At 45.9% G+C, this 17,479-nt stretch carries 16 protein-coding genes; 14 read left to right on the top strand and 2 right to left on the bottom strand.

Annotated features, from left to right (window positions below; all coding sequences use genetic code 11):
- Positions 1–12: 12 nt before the first annotated feature.
- The 10 genes from BLCOC_RS19580 (at position 13) to BLCOC_RS19535 (ending at position 11,199) form a co-directional block, all read left to right on the top strand.
- Positions 13–990 carry a LacI family DNA-binding transcriptional regulator gene (locus BLCOC_RS19580; protein ID WP_115623130.1) on the top strand — a complete coding sequence of 326 codons (978 nt, stop codon included), beginning with the start codon at positions 13–15 and terminating at the stop codon, positions 988–990.
- 312 nt (positions 991–1,302) lie between these two features.
- Complete coding sequence (locus BLCOC_RS19575; RefSeq protein WP_115623128.1) at positions 1,303–2,967, top strand: glycoside hydrolase family 32 protein; 1,665 nt, start codon at positions 1,303–1,305, stop codon at positions 2,965–2,967.
- 25 nt (positions 2,968–2,992) lie between these two features.
- On the top strand, positions 2,993–4,288 hold the full coding sequence (locus tag BLCOC_RS19570; RefSeq protein ID WP_115623127.1) for an ABC transporter substrate-binding protein: 1,296 nt from the start codon (positions 2,993–2,995) through the stop codon (positions 4,286–4,288).
- Positions 4,289–4,308: 20 nt separating this feature from the next.
- Positions 4,309–5,193, top strand: a complete 885-nt coding sequence (locus BLCOC_RS19565) for a carbohydrate ABC transporter permease (protein WP_018598315.1) — start codon at positions 4,309–4,311, stop codon at positions 5,191–5,193.
- Positions 5,194–5,209: 16 nt separating this feature from the next.
- A complete protein-coding gene (locus BLCOC_RS19560; protein WP_018598314.1) occupies positions 5,210–6,052 on the top strand; it encodes a carbohydrate ABC transporter permease in 843 nt (280 codons plus the stop codon).
- A 15-nt stretch (positions 6,053–6,067) separates the two neighbouring features.
- On the top strand, positions 6,068–6,688 hold the full coding sequence (locus tag BLCOC_RS19555) for a YesL family protein (protein ID WP_115623126.1): 621 nt from the start codon (positions 6,068–6,070) through the stop codon (positions 6,686–6,688).
- 110 nt (positions 6,689–6,798) lie between these two features.
- On the top strand, positions 6,799–7,413 hold the full coding sequence (locus BLCOC_RS19550) for a helix-turn-helix domain-containing protein (RefSeq protein ID WP_018598312.1): 615 nt from the start codon (positions 6,799–6,801) through the stop codon (positions 7,411–7,413).
- 149 nt (positions 7,414–7,562) lie between these two features.
- The gene (locus tag BLCOC_RS19545; protein WP_115623125.1) at positions 7,563–8,243 is read left to right on the top strand and encodes a phosphatase PAP2 family protein; all 681 of its coding nucleotides are present in this window, start codon (positions 7,563–7,565) and stop codon (positions 8,241–8,243) included.
- A 285-nt stretch (positions 8,244–8,528) separates the two neighbouring features.
- The gene (locus BLCOC_RS19540) at positions 8,529–9,812 is read left to right on the top strand and encodes a CapA family protein (RefSeq protein WP_115623124.1); all 1,284 of its coding nucleotides are present in this window, start codon (positions 8,529–8,531) and stop codon (positions 9,810–9,812) included.
- A 139-nt stretch (positions 9,813–9,951) separates the two neighbouring features.
- Complete coding sequence (locus BLCOC_RS19535) at positions 9,952–11,199, top strand: 6-phosphofructokinase (protein ID WP_018598308.1); 1,248 nt, start codon at positions 9,952–9,954, stop codon at positions 11,197–11,199.
- A gap of 95 nt (positions 11,200–11,294) precedes the next feature.
- Here the strand turns inward: BLCOC_RS19535 and BLCOC_RS19530 are convergent, their stop codons facing one another.
- Together BLCOC_RS19530 and BLCOC_RS19525 are read right to left on the bottom strand one after the other, a co-directional pair.
- Positions 11,295–11,657: a sensor histidine kinase gene (locus BLCOC_RS19530; protein ID WP_242998977.1), complete on the bottom strand. Its 363-nt coding sequence runs from the start codon at positions 11,655–11,657 to the stop codon at positions 11,295–11,297.
- Positions 11,658–11,750: 93 nt separating this feature from the next.
- A complete protein-coding gene (locus tag BLCOC_RS19525) occupies positions 11,751–13,130 on the bottom strand; it encodes a sensor histidine kinase (protein WP_242998976.1) in 1,380 nt (459 codons plus the stop codon).
- A 193-nt stretch (positions 13,131–13,323) separates the two neighbouring features.
- Between BLCOC_RS19525 and BLCOC_RS19520 the strand changes: the two genes are divergently transcribed.
- From BLCOC_RS19520 to BLCOC_RS19505, 4 genes are all read left to right on the top strand, one after another.
- Positions 13,324–14,280 (top strand): uroporphyrinogen decarboxylase family protein, encoded by a 957-nt coding sequence (locus tag BLCOC_RS19520; protein WP_115623123.1) that lies wholly within the window; start codon positions 13,324–13,326, stop codon positions 14,278–14,280.
- A gap of 2 nt (positions 14,281–14,282) precedes the next feature.
- Positions 14,283–15,602 (top strand): ABC transporter substrate-binding protein, encoded by a 1,320-nt coding sequence (locus tag BLCOC_RS19515; protein WP_242998975.1) that lies wholly within the window; start codon positions 14,283–14,285, stop codon positions 15,600–15,602.
- A 75-nt stretch (positions 15,603–15,677) separates the two neighbouring features.
- Positions 15,678–16,565 (top strand): carbohydrate ABC transporter permease, encoded by an 888-nt coding sequence (locus BLCOC_RS19510; protein ID WP_018598304.1) that lies wholly within the window; start codon positions 15,678–15,680, stop codon positions 16,563–16,565.
- The gene (locus BLCOC_RS19505) at positions 16,562–17,401 is read left to right on the top strand and encodes a carbohydrate ABC transporter permease (protein ID WP_115623121.1); all 840 of its coding nucleotides are present in this window, start codon (positions 16,562–16,564) and stop codon (positions 17,399–17,401) included. The genes BLCOC_RS19510 and BLCOC_RS19505 overlap by 4 nt, the downstream gene beginning before the upstream one ends.
- Positions 17,402–17,479: the final 78 nt, after the last annotated feature.

Here is a 17,479-nt window from a genome sequence, read left to right as displayed (position 1 = left end):
AGGTGCAGTGGAATGGCCAGCATCAGAGATGTGGCAAAACAGGCCGGAGTGGGAGTGGGAACGGTTTCCCGGGCCTTAAATGGAACCGGTTACGTATCGCCGGATACAAAAAAGAAGATTGAAAAAGCGGCTGAGAAGCTGGGGTATACGCCAAACGAACTTGCGAGGAATCTATACAGGAACCGGACCGGTATCGTGGGAGTTATGGTTCCGGATCTGGATCATCCTTTTTTTTCCTGCCTGGCAAAGCATATAGAGATGGAGCTTTACCGTCAGGGATATAAAACCATGATCTGCAATACCATAGGGATCAGTGACAGGGAGAGGGATTATCTGGATATGCTGGATCGGAATATTGTGGATGGCATTATCACAGCGGCCCACTCCCTGGATGAGGAGGAATACCTGAAACAGAAAAAGCCCATTGTCTCCGTAGACAGGGAATTCGGTCCCGGAATCCCCCTCATAGGAAGTGACCATGCTATGGGAGGACGCATGGCTGCGGAGCTGCTTTTAAAGAATGGCTGTAAAAAGGTACTGCAGGTATCCGGTGTTGCCCCCGGTATTGCCGCCCAGGAGCGTCACAGTGTCTTTAAAGAAGTCATGCAGAGACAGGGGGTGGAGATACTGGACATGGTTATGGACTGGAACGTATTTGACTGGAATGCCCACTATGAGGGAATGGAAAGGTTTCTCTGCCAGCATCCGGATATAGATGGTGTGTTTGGAGGAGATATGGCTGCCATTGCCTGTATGAATGCTGTACTGCAGAAAGAGATACGCGTGCCGGAGGATGTGAAGATCATAGGATTTGACGGAATGGATGTGACACGTATGGTTTATCCCAGGCTGACTGCAGTTCGGCAGAATGTACAATTATTGGCAGAGCTTTGTGTAAACACCCTTCTGGATCTGGTGGAGGAGAGGAAAGGTGTGCCCCACAGACAGATTTTGGACGTGGAAATGCAGTTTGGCGGCACAACACTGTGAGAAATAAAAAGGGTAGTGTTGCGGATAACTTATAAAAATGAAGCAATGGTTTTGGCTAAAATTTATATGAAAAAGATCAAGAGACCTGTGTTTGTGCAAAGTGCACAAGAAAAACGCGGGTCTCTTTTGTGTCTTGGGAATTCATACGGAAAAGTGCTTGACAAACCCGTCAGAGAGTCCTATACTTACATACATGGAACGGGTTCCATAAAATAATCCGATATAACTTGTAAAAATGAAAACAAACCCATGTATTTAAAGGATAATAATTATAGAACCGGTTTTACAACGTGCGAAGCAGGAGGCGAAAATATGATACAAACAGGTGAGTACACATGTCTGGAGATACTGGCCAGATCAGTGGAAGGAAAAGAAGGATATGTGGTTTTGAAAAATGCAGAAGGCAGGGAGAGCACATATGCGGCGGGCCGGAAGTATTATAAGTGGCTGAAAATACCTGTGGACAGGCAGACCGGTTACGAGCTTGCCGTCCAAAATGCGGAAATATCACTGGCATATTTAAGCGGCTGTGAAAAGATTCTGGAGAGAGGGATCTGTTATATAGACCCTGAGGAAGGCGGTCAATGTCTGAGCGGCAGTGAAACGGCAGCATATTATGACACACCTTACAGAGAGCAATATCATTTTGCACCCTGGAAGAACTGGATGAACGACCCCAATGGCCTATGCTGGTATCAGGGATATTACCACATGTATTATCAGTATAACCCCCACGGCCAGGAATGGTCCAATATGTACTGGGGACATGCAGCCAGCCCGGATCTGGTACACTGGACCCATCTTCCCATTGTCCTTGAACCGCAGAAAGAGGTACTGGAACAGGCTGATGTACAAAAGGGAGGCGCATTTTCCGGAAGCGCAGTGGTGCTGGAAGATGAGGTGGTCTTTTATCTGACCAGACATCTGGGACCCATGGAAGACGGTGAGGAGACCGTACAGCAGCAATGGATGACCAGAAGCCGGGATATGCTGGAATTTGGACCGGAGAAGCTGGTGATAGGAGAAGGACCAAAGGGAGCGTCCTTTGATTTCAGGGACCCGAAAGTTTTGAAGATAGGGGATATGTGGTACATGGTCCTGGCAAGCGCCATGAACGGACAGGCAGCTATCCTGCTGTATAAATCCGGTGATATGGAGCATTGGAGCTATGTAAAACCTCTGCTCACAGAAAAAGAAGAGGGGATACGCTGCTTTGAATGTCCTGACTTTTTTTCTCTGGACGGCTGCTATGTGGCGTGGGGAGCGTTGATGTGCCACAAGGACCCGGGCGGAAGATTTCAGATGTCGCGCTATTACACAGGGGAATTCAAGGATGAAAATTTTTCCGTGGAAAGCACAGGCTGGTATGATTTTGGAAGCAACTGTTACGCTATGCAGAGCTTTGAACATGAGGGAAGGAGGATTGCCATTGGGTGGATCTCCGATTTTTACGGCGAACATATAAAGGCAGAGGACAGCGCTTACGGCAGCGCAACCATTCCCAGAGTTCTGCATGTGAAGGAACATAAGCTTTATATGACTCCTGTGGAGGAAATCTATACGCTGAAAGGTGAAAAACTCTACACGGGTGAAAAGGAAAACATCTGTCTGCAGCAGATAACGGGAAACAGTTTTTATGCAGGCATATCCTTTGCCGGAGATACAGACTTTAACCTTCTGCTGGGAAGAGACGGGAAGAAGGAGATACGTTTTGTAAAGGAGAACGGTTTTGCGGGTATTCGCACATCAGGTGTAAAAAGTGAAACAGTTAAGTTTCCAGCAGATGTGGATGGGATCAGGAATATGGAGATATTTGTGGACAGAAGAGTTGTGGAAATTTATCTGAACGGCGGAGAAGCCGCAGGTACCAAACTGTTCTATAATTCCAACACAGACGGCTGCTTTATTCTGGAGGCAGAAGAGCCGGAGAAGATAGAACGGGCAGAGGTTTCCATGATGAGGTCTGTCTGGCAGTAACAGCAGTGAGAAGGGAGAGAGGGAAATGAAAAAACGGGCAGTTGCCATACTTCTTGCGGCAGCGGTGGTGTCTTCCATGGCATCCGGCTGCGGAAGTGAGAAAGAACGGGTGAACAAAGACGGAGAGTCTGTCATAACAATCTGGAGTCCAAGCGATGAACCGGCCATTGAGGAGTGGTGGGAAGAAAAAATTGATGCTTTTAATGAGGAACACAGAGGAGAGATTCATCTCAAAAGAGAAGCCATCGTGCGTGCGGATTCTTATGCTTACGAGGACAAGGTAAACGCAGCCATCACTTCCAAGGATCTGCCGGATATCCTTTTTGTGGACGGACCTACGGTTTCCGTATATGCGGCAAATGACATTATCGTGCCTCTGGATGATATGTTCCCGGAGGAGGACTGGGAGGACTTTTTGGATTCCACCAAGAACCAGGGGACTTACGACGGAAAAATTTATGCCATCGGCGCTACAGAAAGTTCGGTTGCCCTTTATTACAACCGGGATATGCTGGATGCGGCAGGGATAAAAGCACCTGATAAGCTGGTGGATGCCTGGACCTGGTCTGAATTTGCAGATGTGGCAGAGAAACTGACAAAAGACGGCGTGATGGGAACCAACATCATCATGGATAAAGGGGAAGGACTTCCCTATGTTCTGGAGCAGTTCTGGATCTCCAACGGTACGGATTTTGTGAGTGAAGACGGCAGCAAAGCAGACGGATATATCAACAGTGAAGCCGGGGTGGAGGCAGCCACATTCCTGAATGGACTGATCCAAAACGGATATGCCAATCTGGACCCCATCCAGAAGGAATTCCATAACGAAAGGGCAGCTACAATGCTGGGAGGCTCCTGGGAGGTGGCTACACTGGAAAAGGATTATCCGGATCTGAACTGGGGTGTTACCTATTTTCCTGTTGCGGACAACGGACAAATCCCCACTTCCCCCACAGGAGACTGGGCAGCAGCCGTCACCAGGGATACACAGGATAAGGATGCTGTGAAAGAGGTGATGAACTATCTCTTTTCAAAGGATAATGTGACCACTTACGCTAAGGCAATTTCAAAGCCGCCCACAAGACAGTCCAGTTATGAGGTGCTCACAGAGTATAATGAGTATCCACGCTCCCTGTTCAAGGAACAGCTTATGGAGACAGGACATCCGAGACCGCGGACACCCTCCTACAGTGTGCTCTCCGCAGGTTTTTCAGAGGCTATGGTGAACATCTTCACAGGTGTGGATCCAAAAGAGGCACTTGACAAAGTGGCAGAAGACACGGACAAGGATTACAACAAGTATTACGCGGATGAAGATTGATTCCGGGGAGGAGGAGAAAGATGGAAAAAGCCATAAACAAACCAAGTGAAAAGAAAGCGGCATACCTGTTTGTCATACCGGCAGTGATCCTGCTGGCAGCATTTTTGATATATCCTGCGCTGCAGACCGTCAGATATGCATTTACCGATTACAATATCATGAGGCCGGACCGCATTAAGTTCTGCGGGTTCAACAATTTTGCGGAATTGTTCCGGGACGGGGATTTTTGGAAGGCAGTTGCCAATACACTTCATTTTACCGTGCTGGTGGTACCTTTTCAGACAGTTCTGGCATTGGCACTGGCAATGCTCATATCATCCAAGAGAAAAGGTGTCTCTATTTTCAGAGCGGCATATTTCAGCCCTCAGGTTACCTCCATGGTCGTAGTGGCGATCCTCTGGACTGTGCTCTACAATTCCAATCCGGACAGCGGGCTTTTAAATGCACTGCTGGTTAAAATGGGAATGGAACCCTGCGGATTCTTAAATGACCCGAAGACTTCTATGAACTCCATCATTTTCATGTCCGCATGGCAGGGGGCGGGCTACCAGATGATGATCTTTCTGGCAGGCCTTCAGGGGATTCCCAAGGAACAGTATGAAGCCGCGTCCATAGACGGTGCCGGAAAATTAAAAAGCTTTCTCTATGTCACTTTGCCGGGACTGAAAAATGTAATAAAATATGTGATCATGATCACGGTAATCCAGGCAATGAAACTTTTTACGCAGCCGTATGTCATGACAAAAGGCGGCCCTCAGAATTCCACCAGAACCATGGTGTACTATGTGTATGAACAGGGCTTCCAAAAACGGAATTTCGGATATGCCTGTGCAGTGGCTGCAGTCTTCTTCGTCATAGTGGTGATACTGTCCCTGGGGATGAAGAAACTGATCAAAGCGGATTAGAAAGGAGAGGAGAACTATGACACAGAAGCAGAGGACCCGTCTGGGAAATGCGGCATTTTACATAGGGAATACGCTGGTTGCGCTGATTTTCGTATCCCCTCTTATCTGGATGATATCCTCATCCCTGAAACCGGAGGCCGGTATTTTTAAAGGTTTGAATTCCCTGGGTACATTTATTCCAAAAGGGGCGTCCCTCAGTAATTATCTGGAAGTGTTCCAGAGGATTGACATGTGGAAATTTATCGGAAACAGTTTGTTTTACGTCTTTGTCATCGTGGTGCTGGATCTGTTTATCAACTCCATCTGCGGTTATGCGCTGGCAAAGTTTGAATTCAAAGGCAAAAATCTTCTTCTCACACTGGTTATCAGTCTTATGGTATTTCCCCCGGAAGCCATTATGCTTCCCATGTACAGGGAGATGGCTGATCTGGGGTGGATCAATCAGTGGGCAGCGCTTGTTGTGCCCTTTGTGGCGAAATGCTTCAGCATCTATATGTTCCGTCAGTTTTTCCTGGATGTGCCAAATGACCTTTTGGAGGCAGCGGCCATTGACGGGTGCGGTCCGGTGAAGACATTTTTCAGGATCGTCATGCCAATTTCGGGAACGGTATATGCCACTGTGCTGATCCTTGATTTTGTGGCTCACTGGAATGACTTTATGTGGCCTCTGCTGGTGGTGACAGGGGAGGAAAAGAGAACCATTCAGCTTGCCATACAGACATTCTTTGGTTCTAAACCCATCAATTACGGTCCTATCATGGCGTCACTGACGATCTCAGCTATCCCTATGCTGATCATGTTTATTGTACTGCAGAAATATTATGTGGAGGGAATTGCTTCCACTGGTATCAAAGGATAAGAGGAGGGGCAGAACATGGAGGGTATTTTTCGCTTTGACAGCAGGCTGTACAGAACAGTGGAAAAGCTGGTGAATCTGGTAAAACTGAATTTTTTGTGGATATTGTTCAGTCTTCCGGTTGTGACCGTGGGAGCTGCCAATTGTGCCCTCCATGAGACCGCAGACAGATTAGCGTCAGGTGTGGAGGGGTACATAACCAGTACCTTTTGGGAGGCTTTCCGTAAGAATTTGAAAAGAGCAGTGCTTCAGACACTGCCTATGCTGGCGGCTGGGATGGCCATATGCGCGGACTTTCTCTTCTGGAAACAGATGACAGGTACATTTGCTGAGGTGATGAAAGGGCTTGTGATAGCAGTTGGGGCTGTGTATCTCTTCTTGTCAGTATATTTTTATCCACTTCTGGACAGGATGGATACAGGATTTTTGGTGACACTCAGAAATGCCGGACTTTTGGCATTTAAGTATCTTCCCCGGACTCTTTACATGGTATTGTGGATCGGCATTGTCTGGATAGCGGGAAAGATATGGGCAGCCGGGCTTTTGCTGACACTGCTTCTGGGCGGTTCAGGACTTGCGTTTTTGCATTCCATGGTGCTTCGGAAAATTTTTGTCAAAGAGGGGATCTGTGAGGAGTAACGCAAGCCTTACGCATAGGTTTTTCAGACGGCAGTTTTATTTGCTATTTTTCTGTTGTCCGTATATAATATGGGAATAACTACACCCCGAACGGATAAGAGGAGGCAGAAATGGAATTCAATGAGAAACTGCAGCATCTCAGAAAAGAAAATAATATGACGCAGGAACAACTGGCTGAGAGACTATATGTGTCAAGGGCGGCTGTTTCTAAATGGGAGAGCGGAAAAGGGTATCCGAATATTGAATCCCTGAAAGCCATATCAAAATTATTTTCTGTTTCTATTGATGATCTGCTGTCCGGCGATGAATTATTAACCTTGGCGGAAACGGAAAACAGGACAAATATCAACACTATTTATGGGTTAATATTTGGTATATTAGATCTGAGCGCGGTGATTTTTTTCATCCTTCCCCTTTTCGGTGAGCGTGAAGAGGAATATATCCGTCTGGTGACACTGCTTTCCAATACCACGATTCCCACAGCCATCAGAACCGTTTATTATATTGTGCTCATATCTATGGCAGTGTTTGGTGTTTTCGAGATATGGATACAGCATTTTAAAGATGAGAGGAAAATGCATATCTGCAGTATCTGTTCCATTGGTCTTCACGCACTGACCATACCGGTGTTTGCTGCCTCACAGGAGCCGTATGTAACGGTACTCTTATTTATGCTGTTTATGGTAAAGGTTGTTTTGCTGATCAAAAAAAGTAGTATGAAATAGACTGTAATACAGAGAAAAAGCCCGTGATACGAAAAGTATCAAGGGCTTTTTCCCATTGTGACGACTGGTTTCTTGCCCTTTTCGATGAAAGCTGACAATAATACAACTGCAGTCTGCAAAAACAATACACAGAGAAAAGAGGATAAACCATGAGTACAAAAAGCAGAAAAAAATTTATTTTAACAGGAGCCTTATTCTTACTGTTTGCGGCTTTTACTGTTGTTGCTGCAAAAGTAGATGTAAAACCTATTGGGCCAAAGGGATCAGAAGTCGGTATGGCATCACTGAACCTGTTCATGTTCCGATTGTTTGGAGTAAACCTTTTTTGGTACCATATTACGGATTGGTTAGGTGTCATTGCCATATTATTTGCGGTTGGGTTTGCCCTTTTAGGGGGGTATCAATTTGTTAGAAGAAAGAGCCTGTTGAAGGTTGACTATTACATTTTGTTGTTGGGCGTTTATTATATTCTTGTGATGGCGGTTTATTTTTTGTTTGAATGTTTCATTATCAATTACAGACCGGTTATTCTCCATGAAAGCTTGGAGGCATCTTATCCCTCTTCACACACAATGATAGTGATCTGTATTATGGGAACAGCTATTCTGGTATTTCATCATCTGCTTGCCGGAAAGAAAAGGTGGATTCTGTTCACGGACAGTATTTCCGTATTACTGATAGGAGTGACTGTGGCTGGAAGAATGGTATCAGGGGTCCACTGGTTTACAGATATTATAGGAGGTGCCATACTTTCCGGCGCGTTGATCATGCTGTACTGTTCACTGGTCTCCTATGCGGGAGACACAATTCAGCCTTTTACTGTCCCGTGAGGCGGCGCCTTGCAAATGCAAGACAATCCCGAGGCAGCCGTGCGCCAGACTGCGGTTTTTGCAGTCTGTGTACATGCTTTTGCTGCTATGAAGCCGAGAGACTGAATAGTAATGATAATTTGGTGCTATATGCTGTAAAATATAGACAATTTCTGTCGAACACAGTATAATAAAGATATATTTTATTCCATGGAGTGAAATAGCCTGCCGAATACGGTATGGTATTTGCAGAAAAGCACGGTACCGGTTCCGGCAGAGAATAAGGGGAATCGAGGGGAGATACACATGGATGAATTGGAAGAAGCACGCAAAAAAGAGAGGGAAAAGGACAGGAAGCGGGAAGCGCTCAGACTGAAACGAGAGGAGGAACTGAAGAAAAAGTTTATACGCACAGGGATCATAGCTGCGGCTGTGCTCGTGTGTGTGGTCCTGGGAGTGGTATCTGCAGTCAGATATTCAAAGGCAAAAGAAGCCGCCGCCGCTGCGGAGAAAAAGAAGCAGCAGGAAGCAGCCCTGGCGAAAGAGCAGGAAGAAAATATCATTGATTTTCTGGCAGTTGGTGACAATATCGCCCATCTGGGCATGAGGGAATCCGGCATGAAGGAGTCGGGAGACTGGAACTATGATGCCATTTACCAGCCAGTGAAAGCAGATGTGGAGGCGGCAGACTTAGCGCTGGTGACACAGGAGACAGTATTTGTGGAGAACCGTGATGATATATCCGGCTACCCCTCCTTTGGAACGCCCCCGGAATTCGGTGACGCGCTGGTGGACACAGGATTTGATGTGGTGGCCCATGCTACCAATCATATTTTGGATAAGGGGACAGATTCCATCGAATATACCATGAAATGGTGGAAGGAGAAGCATCCGGAGATTCCTATACTGGGCATCCACCAGGATCAGGAGGACGCGGAGCATACTACGGTTGTGCAGTGCAAAGCCCTGAAGCTTGCCATGCTTGACTATACTTACGGGCTGAATGATATTCCTCTTGCCGAGGATAAGTCCTACATGGTGGATGTCTTTGATCAGGAAAAAGCCAGGGCGGATATAAGAAAAGCAAGAGAAGAGGCAGATGTGGTCATTGTGGTCATGCATGTGGGAGAGGAATATGTGCAGGATGTGGATGAGCAGACAAGGCAGTGGGTGGATCTGTTTTTGGAGGAGGATGTGGATATTGTCATCGGTTCCCATCCCCACGTGATCAGGACCATGGAAACCCTGACCGGGGAGGATGGGCACAAAATGCTTGTCTACTATTCCCTGGGGAATTTCACCTCCACCCAGAATGATCTGCCAAGCCTTTTGGGAGCCATGGCAAAGATCACCATCAAAAAAGATGTAAAAACCGGGGCCATACAGATTCCGGAACATGAATTTATTCCTCTGCTCATGCACTACAATCATGACAGCCGTACCTATGGCATTTATAAACTGAATGACTATACTCAGGAATTGGCGGATCAGCATACTGCCAATGAGCGTAACCCCGGTGAGTTTTCCATTTCGTACTATAAGGAGCTTTTTGAACAGATCAAAGTAAAAGGGAATGATGACGAAATTTAAGGAGTTGTGCAAAAAGTACAAAAAAACAAGAACATAATGTAAATTAATATGCAAAAAATCCAGAATGGCCTTGCCACTTCTGGATTTTTTTGCTATAATAGTCGTCAGTGGTAATGAAATACAAGGAGGACGAGGCAAAATGGCAAAAAAAAGAAATATCATTGTAGGACAATCAGGTGGACCCACATCCGTTATCAACTCCAGTCTTGCAGGCGTATATAAAAACGCAATTGAAAGAGGCTTCGACAAGGTATACGGTATGCTTCACGGAATTCAGGGACTTTTAGACGAGCAGTACGTAGACCTTTCCACACAGATCCATTCCGAGTTGGATATTGAGCTGTTGAAAAGAACGCCGTCCGCATTTTTAGGCTCCTGCCGTTTTAAAATGCCGGAGATACATGAAGATAAGGCAATTTATGAAAAAATATTCGGAATCCTCAACAAGCTGGATATTGATGCATTTATTTATATCGGCGGCAATGATTCCATGGATACGATCAAAAAATTATCTGATTACGCGATTTTAACGGGACAGTCCCAGAAGTTTTTAGGTGTGCCGAAGACCATTGATAATGATCTGGCACTGACAGACCATACACCTGGCTTCGGAAGTGCTGCCAAATATATCGGGGCCTCCACAAAAGAGGTGATCCGTGATGCACAGGGTCTGACCTATAAGAAAAATATGATCACCATTATGGAGATCATGGGACGTAATGCCGGATGGCTGACCGGTGCCACAGCTCTTGCCAAGACAGAAGACTGTGACGGTCCGGATTTGATCTATCTGCCGGAGGTTTCCTTTGATATTGAGAGATTTTTACATAAAGTAAAGGAACTGCTGAAGAAGAAATCTTCTATTGTCATCGCTGTCTCAGAGGGCATTAAGCTGGCTGACGGCCGCTATGTATGTGAGCTTGGCAGCGTGGGAGATTATGTGGATGCCTTTGGCCACAAACAGCTTCAGGGAACAGCCACCTATCTGGCCAATTTCCTGGCAGCAGAGTGTGGATGCAAGACAAGGGCCGTGGAACTCTCCACACTTCAGAGAAGTGCTTCCCATATGGCATCCCGTGTGGATATTGACGAGGCGTTTATGGTAGGCGGTGCTGCTGTCAAAGCGGCAGACGAAGGAGATACAGGCAAGATGGTTGTGATCGACCGTGTGTCTGATGACCCGTACATGAGTGCCACAGGAATCTATGACGTGCACAGGATCGCCAACGAGGAGAAGCTGGTTCCGAGAACCTGGATGAACAAAGACGCCACATATGTGACAAAAGATTTCGTGGACTATGTAAAACCGTTGATCCAGGGAGATTATCAGCCTATCATGGTAAACGGCCTGCCAAGACACCTGGTATTAAAAGTAAAACGGAAATAAACTGGCTGGCAATTGATTTTGGGGAAAAGAGAAGGTATATCAATATAGAAACCGGATGCATCAATGCTTGGGGAAGCGTTGATGCATCCGGTGTTTTATTCTGTATTTTTTTGATTTACACAGGGTATCACAGGTTTCTTCCCATAGGGAAGGGCAATGTCGATCAATGTACCCTGTCCGGGAAAGCTTTCAATGGTGAGTCCGTATTCCCTTCCGTAATAGCTTTGGATCCGCTGCTGTACGTTCCGTATGCCTATTGAATGATGTGAGGCAGTGTCAGCAGGAAAATCAATCTCTTTATTCAGAGAATCCACCAGTTCTGTCAGTTCCTTTTCTTCCATTCCCTGCCCATTGTCTGCAATGAGGAAATGCAGGGTGTTTCCTTCCAGGTTGGCGCTTATGCTGATATAACAGTTTTCTTCCTTTTCAGAAAAACCATGGCTGACAGCATTTTCCACGAAAGGCTGAAGAATAAATGCAGGGATCTCAAGCCCCAGAAATTCATCGGGAACGTCATAATCAAAAGAAAATTTCCCCGGAAACCGTATGTTTTAAATGGTCATATAGCGCTGGATCTGTAATAATTCCTCTTTTAACAGCACAATAGGGACCTTCTTCAGATTGTAGCGCAGCAGCTCAGACATACACATGGCAATGGTCTTGATCTCAGGCACGTTATGAATATCAGCCAGTGATTTTATAACATTCAGGGTATTATAGAGAAAGTGATGGTTGATCTGTGCCTGAAGAACCTGAATGTGCATCTGCTGTTCATTCAGACAGCTTTGATAATTCTGCTGTATGCTCTGGGTCAGACGGCTGTTCAAACGGTTAAAGCTGTGTACCACCTTCTGCAGTTCCTGATTGGAAATCCTCCCCTCCACAGTAATATCACTATAGTTGGTGGTATCCCTGGAATCAATCTTTTCACAGAGCTGCCGAATGGAGCGGGTCAGCCCCCTGGAGAGAAGTACAGCCAGTATCAGACCCAGGAAGATCGCCAGGAGAAAGATACCTGCATAGTGATATAAGTTATTCCGGTAAGCCTGAGTGATCAGGGAATTATTCATAAAATGTACGATATGCCAGCCGGTGGTCTTGTTATAGCAGCCGTTGATCAGATAGGAATCAGAGCCTACGGTTAATTTTTCTGTCCGCACAGAGCTTTCCTTAGTGATCCTTTGATTGAAATTTCGTATAGCTTTTTTCAGATCGCCAGAGGCATCCTTTGTTATAAAGTCCTCATCAGAAGAGTAGGCAAGTCCGCCGTCGGCGTTGTATATGAGCATAACATTGCTCTGTGTCTGTGCGGAATTGGCGATATTTTCCACTGCGGAAAAATTGATGCCCACATAACAGGAACCAATCTCTTTAAAGGTAAAGCTGTCATACAGGACCTTCACCATAGGGAGAATACTTTTTTTGACAGTGGAGGACTGCTGTACCGGAGCAAAATACGTGTAATAATCAGAATCCCTGGCAATCTCTGCCCACTCATCCATGTGATCCAGAATGGCATACTGGTCCTTCACATTGGGAATGTTGTATTCAAAGGTGTAGCCGTACCGGTTTTTGAACATACAGGTAGTCACATTGGAATTCAGCCGGTTGGCCTGTATTAGCTGAGAGGAAAAGAGATAACTGTTCTGGGAATAGCTGAGCAGATCATCCTTATAATTGGTGATCATTGCCTTTCGGATATCCTTATTCAAGATGTGCAGATCCGCAACCTTGGTGGCGTCCTGAAGGAGGGTGTCCAGTGTCAGGTTTGCCTGTGTGGTGATGGTGTCCATGGAGCGGCTGAAATCTTCCTGCACCTCATTGGAAGTCCTGTTAGCTGTGGCAATGCCCAGAATAATAGTCGGCAGGATGACCAGCAGCAGCGAGGAAAAGAATATCTGGGTTCTGTAAGAAAAATTTTGTAGTTTCATTCTGCATCTCCTGTGATTCAATCTGTTGAAATTATAGAATGAAAACCTCATAAATTCAAGAAGAGAGGAAGAAATAGATAAAAAACCTGCCAAAAACTAAAAATGATTATATATTTTATCTAAGAAAATTTCTATTTTACAGACTTTTACTTAGGTATAATGAGGGCATAAAATACAACAGGGGGAAATGAAAATGAACAAGGCACAGCGTGTAAAAGCAGTTATGAAACAGGAGGAAACAGACTTCGTACCAGCAGGTTTCTGGTTCCACTATAAACCTGACTTTTCAGTGGAGGAGATGATCCAGGAGCATTTAAAGCTCTATGAGGAAACCGATATGGATATCATAAAAATCATGCAGGACTATCCATATCCGGTTACAGGTGAAATACACTGCGCTGAGGACTGGTATCACATTGGCATCAGGGGAACAGACAGTGATGAACTGAAAAAGATGACAGATGTTATCCGGGGCATAAGACAGAGGGCAGGTGATGATGTACTGATCTTCCAGACAATGTTCGGGCCTTTCAAAGCGGCTTCCATCGCATTTGGAGATGAGGTTCTCATGAAGTACAGCAAGGAGGCACCGGAGGCAGTCAGGGCAGGTATTCAGAATCTGGCAGACTCTCTTGAGGCTTGGGCGGCAGCTTATCTGGAAGCCGGTGCGGACGGTATCTATTACTCTGCGCAGTTCGGAGAAGAAGGGAGATTTTCTAAAGAAGAGTGGGAATATCTGGTGCGCCCCTTTGATCTTCAGATTTTACAGGTAGCTGAGAACATAGAGGAAAAATATAATATCCTTCACATCTGCGGGGAACCTGAATATGCGTTCCGTACACATGTAGATTGGTTTTATGACTATCCCGCAGACCTGGCAAACTGGTCGGTCAAGGACAATGGCTATAGCCTGGAAAAGGGAAGAGAGCATTTTTCCTGCGCCATTCTCGGCGGTCTGAACAACAAGGGAAATATTCTGCATGGACCAAAAGAAGAGATACGAAAAGAGGTACACGAAGTGCTGGAATGTTTTGGTACCAGAGGGATCATGATCGGAGCAGACTGCACCATACAGGGTGAGGGAATCCGCCTTGATCACATCCGGGAGGCAGTTGAAGCAGCACATACATACAAAAAAGGAGAAGAATGATCATGAAGAAGAAATTAGCGGTTTTATTGTGCGCAGCCATGGCAGTTTCCAGTCTGGCAGGCTGCAGCAGCGGTGTGAAAGAGCCAAAGGATACTCAGGAAGAAAATAAAAAAGAAGATTCACAGGATAAGACAGAAGGGAAAGAGGACAGCGGAAAAGATGTTTTGACACTGGAGTTTTTCCAGCAGAAATCAGAGGAAGCTGCCCAGGTAGGCTACCAGAATATTATTGACAAATTCAATGAGCAGAATCCGGATATCAAGATCGAGATGAATACGGTGCCTGACGCCCCCACTGTCCTTACATCACGTGTGGCATCCGGTGATATACCGGTGGTCTTTACAGATTTTCCCACACAGCTCCAGTTCCATCAGAAGGTGGCAAACGGCTATGTGCAGGATCTGTCTGAGCAGGAATTTTTGGGAAATGTGGAGCAGTCAGCTCTTGATATGACAAAACAGGAAGACGGAAAATACTATGCGCTTCCTTTCAGCCGCAATTATATGGGTGTATGGTATAACATGAAAATTTTTGAGGAGAACAATCTGGAGGTGCCCAAGACCTGGGAAGAATTTACCGGTGTATGTGATGCCCTGAAGGAAAAAGGAGTCACTCCTCTTGGTCTTCACGGAAAGGATCCGGGCCGTGTAGGACATACCTTCCAGTGCTGTACGGTTGCCTTTGATCCAAAGGGTGTGGAGACTATTGAGAAGACCGTTGCAGGAGAAAGCAGCATTGAAGGAGACGAAGGCTTTAAGCTGGTTGCAGAGAAAATGCTTACCCTGCTGGACTACAGCAATGAGGATGCTCTTGCCCTTTCCGACATGCAGTGTTATGAAAATTTTGCCAATGGGCAGTACGCAATGTGCATAACAGGCTCCTATGCCCGCGGTACGATCATGATCGCAAATCCTGATTTGAAACTGGGAGTTTTCCCTCTACCCAATGACACAAGAGAGACAACCAACACCTTATCCGGTATTGATGCGGCTGTCTGCATTTCAGCTAAGGCATCTGAGGAGGAAAAAGCAGGCGCTTACAGGTTCCTGGAATTTTTGGCACAGCCGGAAAACGCACAGCTTTTCTGTGACGCAGAGGGCGCGCCCTCCTGTATCACAGGCGTGGTCCACAAAGATGAAGGGGTACAGCCAATGCTGGAGCTTATTTCCGACGGGCAGGTACATGACTGGATGGCTTCCACCATTGACAACAATGTGGTGACTGACCTCTATAATGTGACCCAGGGTTTCTGGAGTGAGAAAAATGTGGATAATTATCTGAAACAGATGGATGAATCCATCGCCATCACATCAGCGGAATAAGAAAGAACGTACAGAGAAACGGCAGTGCCGGCATCGGCCTGCCGTTTGTTACATAATAGAAAGGGGTTGGTCAAAATGAATACAGAATGGAAGAAAAAAGGCTCCGGAAAATGGATATATTTCAGCTTCACATTGATACCGGTGGTACTTTACAGCTTCTTTTATGTGTATTCTGTGGTAAATGGTATCCGCTACAGCTTCACAGACTGGGACGGCATGTCCACAACATTTAATCTTGTAGGTTTTAAAAACTATATATCCCTGTTTAAAAATCCGAACTTTTGGGGTTCTCTGAAAACTACCGTGTGCTACAGCATCCTTTTAGTGGCGGGGGTTGTGACACTGTCCCTGGCACTATCCCTGTCGCTGAATTCACTGAAAAGGTTTAAGACATTTACGAAATCTGTGTTTTTTGTTCCGGCAATGATCGGAGGAATCACCATTGCCCTTATCTGGGACCAGCTTTTTTACAGAGTGGTTCCTCTGGTGGGACAGGCTCTTGGCATTGGGTGGCTGTCACAGAGCCTTCTCATGACAGGAAAAACAGCTCTTCCCGCAGTGGTGTTTGTACATATCTGGCAGGCTGTGGCACTTCCAACGGTAATCTTTGTGGCTGGTCTGCAGCAGATCCCTGATGAGCAGTATGAGTCGGCTAAGATGGACGGCGCTACACCTTTTCAGCGATTCCGGTTCGTGACCTTCCCGTATCTGGTGCCGACACTGACTGTGAATCTGGTGCTTATGATCAAACAGGGATTTACGTCCTTTGATTTCCCATTTGCGCTGACAGGCGGAGGTCCTGTGCGGTCTACGGAAGTGATCGGAATCTTGATCTACAATGACGCGTTTAAGAACATGAGGTTTTCCATGGCCAATGCAGAGGCGTGTGTACTCTTTTTGGTTGTAGCGGTCTTTTCTCTGACCCAGTTAAAGCTTACCAGTAAAGGAGGGGTCCACGAATGAAAGCAAAAAAGGAAGGCATGGGATGGATCATTCTGAGAAATCTTTTGATCCTTATGGGACTTTTCCTGATTCTGTTTCCGCTGTATTTGGTTGTCATCAACTCTTTTAAAACATTGGAGGAAGCGGGAAAAGATTTTTTTGCCCTTCCCTCAGGGCTGAATCTGCACAATTTTAAGGAGCTGTTCCAGAATAATAATTACTGGATATTTGCTAAAAATTCCCTGATTATTTCAGCCGTATCCGTGGGGCTTATCCTGATGCTGGTTCCCTCGGTATCCTATGCCATAGCCAGAAATTTTAATAAAAAGTATTATAAAGGCGTGTATTATTATCTGCTTATGGGGCTTTTTATCCCATCCCAGGTGATCATGCTCCCGGTGACAAAACTAATGACAAATCTCAATATGCTGAACCGTCAGGGACTGATCTTGCTCTATGCGGCATACAGCCTGACTCAGGGAGTATTCCTTTTTGTAAATTATATCAGAGGGCTGCCGTTTGAGATTGAAGAGTCGGCTTATATGGATGGCTGTAATGTGTTCCAGACCTATCTTAAGATCGTACTTCCGCTTGTTAAGCCTATGCTGGCTACGCTGCTTATTATGGATCTTCTTTGGATCTGGAATGACTTTATGCTGCCGCTGCTTATTCTGAACCGTTCCAAAGATATCTGGACACTTCCCCTGTTCCAGTACAATTTTAAGACGGAATATTCCTTTAATTACACCATGGCATTTACGGCCTACCTTATGTCTATGCTGCCCATGCTCATTGTCTATTGTATGGGACAAAAACATATAATAAAAGGTTTGACAGCCGGCTCTGTCAAAGGGTAAACTTCTTTTAAACAGCCGCATTTAGGCGTACAGATCCGGCAGACCGGACTCTGAGTTTATGACAGCGGGAAGTTCGCC

Source organism: Blautia coccoides, from assembly GCF_034355335.1.
Classification (GTDB): Bacteria; Bacillota; Clostridia; order Lachnospirales; family Lachnospiraceae; genus Blautia; species Blautia producta.
Note: the sequence above shows the minus strand (reverse complement) of the source record. Positions and strands in the feature narration are given on the sequence as shown.